This is a genomic window from Paraburkholderia podalyriae, from assembly GCF_014397785.1.
In the GTDB taxonomy this organism is placed as follows: domain Bacteria; phylum Pseudomonadota; class Gammaproteobacteria; order Burkholderiales; family Burkholderiaceae; genus Paraburkholderia; species Paraburkholderia podalyriae.
On the sequence record NZ_VZQQ01000194.1, the window covers coordinates 1 to 2,139 of the forward strand.

The 2,139-nt window shown below is 59.8% G+C and carries 2 protein-coding genes and 1 pseudogene; all 3 read right to left on the minus strand.

The window, feature by feature from the left end:
• Nucleotides 1–87 precede the first annotated feature (87 nt).
• Nucleotides 88–591 (minus strand): histidine kinase dimerization/phospho-acceptor domain-containing protein, encoded by a 504-nt coding sequence (locus tag F6X42_RS42390; RefSeq protein WP_246530559.1) that lies wholly within the window; start codon nucleotides 589–591, stop codon nucleotides 88–90.
• Between the two features lie 33 nt (nucleotides 592–624).
• Nucleotides 625–1,402 (minus strand): annotated as a pseudogene (locus F6X42_RS46660) (MASE4 domain-containing protein).
• Nucleotides 1,403–1,439: 37 nt separating this feature from the next.
• Nucleotides 1,440–1,802 (minus strand): NAD-dependent epimerase/dehydratase family protein, encoded by a 363-nt coding sequence (locus tag F6X42_RS46275; RefSeq protein WP_222945936.1) that lies wholly within the window; start codon nucleotides 1,800–1,802, stop codon nucleotides 1,440–1,442.
• Between the last annotated feature and the right edge of the window lie 337 nt (nucleotides 1,803–2,139).

A 2,139-nucleotide genomic window follows, 5' to 3' on the forward strand; every position in this document is an offset into this window, starting at 1 on the left:
CGCTTGCCCTGCGCCCGGCGTGCGTCACGCAGCTCCGAAAATACGCCTCCGAATATCATCCCTGTTCCCGCCGTCTTGTTTGGACGGTCACAAAGTTAACACGGTCGGACGGAAGTTAACAGCCCTGGCGTCACCGATTAGATCGTTGACATCGAGCGAACTCCATGTCCGCGCATCCTTCGGGAAGAGCGCCCGGATATTGTCGATGATTGCACCCGCACGATGCCCATCGGTCGAAATTCGTTCTAATGCGGCCCTGGCGTTATCAACAGCGGGCGCCGAGCGATCAAGCCAGCGCAGGGCCGCATCGGCATTCGTGAGCATCGCCGACAAGGGCTGCTTGACCTCGTGCGCAATTGAAGCCGATACCACCTCGCCGGTCACCGACCGCACCGCCTGTTCGCGACGTTGCGCGAGCACCGCGTGGAGGAGCTGGGCGTACAACATCGTTATTTCTTTGAGCAGCATGACCAACACGAGACTGCCGGAAAGCAAGGCGTAGACTCGCCTGACATACCAGCCGAGGTCGAAGCGGGCCTGGACAGGGAAAGGTGTGGGAATCTGTATGATGTAGGTGCACACAACCACCATCAACCAGAGGTCGAGGATCGAGCGGTGCCGCCGTCAGAGCAAGACAAGCGCAAGGACGAACAATGCCGTGGTTGGTGCCGCCACATAGACCCAGAGATCGGAAAACTGCGTCATGTCAAGCATGACGCGGGGCATGAACGCGTTGCTGGCGGTAACCAGAACTGTCGTGCCACAGGCGAGCGCAACGACTAACCCGACGCTAGCGACGATTGCCGTACGCGTCGAGCCTTGCGAAGGCCATTTGACCGGATCCGAATCCTTCAGCAGGGCATAGGCGATCACGAACAGAGCGAAGCCCGCGTGCCGCAGAATATAGATCCAAGTCGCACTTTGAAGGCCGGCGCCCAGCAGGCCTCCCGGCGCAAATATGCCCGGGGAAGTGAGCATCTGGGATCGCGAGAAGCCCGCTCAGCAGATAGCCGCTTGCCAGGGCGAGGAGCGCTCGCGAACGCAGGATGGAAAACTGCCCGAAGAGTAAGGCCGCGGTGATCGAGTCGTTGACGAAAATCGCAGTGCCGAAGATAGGGACTAGGGCATCGATCCGCGGCAGCGGGCGTGCCGAAAACGGGCCGGCCACGATAACAAAGCCGACGACCAGCACGAGCACGATCCATAACGCATGTCGCTTTTGCGCTGAGCTAGGAGACAGGTTGGAGAGCACAAGCTCCTGCAACTCTGAGACAGGCACCGACCTTTTCATTGACCGAGGCGACCGAAATAGAGCGAGCGCAGAGTCCGGAAACCGAAGACCCCGCACCGAATTTTGACTCCGCTTGTGCTTCCCCGGCAACAAGGAGCGACCGGGACGCATGACAGTTGGATGACCGCTATGGCCGCTAAGCAACACTTCACCATCGCGAATTGAACGGCCGGTTCCCGCCGCGCTGATATGGACGAAGGTCGTTGCCCCGGCTTTCTCGGCCGACGCCAGAAGCTTGGCAGTGCCCTCCTACATTAGTTTTGAAGAACGGCTCCCGGGGGCCAGAGAACCGGAACAGTGCTGCTGCGTGCACGACGGCGCCCACTGAAGGTAACGATAGCGGCACCTCACTTTCCAGATCACCTTCGACGGGGAATGCGCCCAATGCTCGAAGTTTCGCGTGGGAAGACACCGAGCGCGCGAGGGCAAACACTTGATCGCCATTCTCCACTAGTTTCGGGATCAGGCGGCCTCCGAGAAGACCTGTACCTCCGGCGACCAGAATTCTCATGATGATCAGCCTTTCGATTCAGTGGTGAGGATGGCTTGCAGGGCGTTCTCGCGGATGTCCTTTAGGACGACGGGAGTAGGCATTGCCGTCTTGCGTAGTTGAGCCGTCACGTAGAGCAGAGAAGCGGCGTTCGCAGAGGCCCATACCAGATCGGCCGCCGCCGCTACGGCGAGCGCGAGCTATCTGCGCTACCACGGCTATCGCAAGTTCTGTACCGGCTCCGGTTGTTTGGACACGCTCTTGCAACTCAGGCGGCCAGCTTCATCAGCCGTTCCTGACGGGCTTCGAGGGGTGATTTGAAGCCCAGCTTTTCAAGGCGCCAGTTGCGATTGTATCG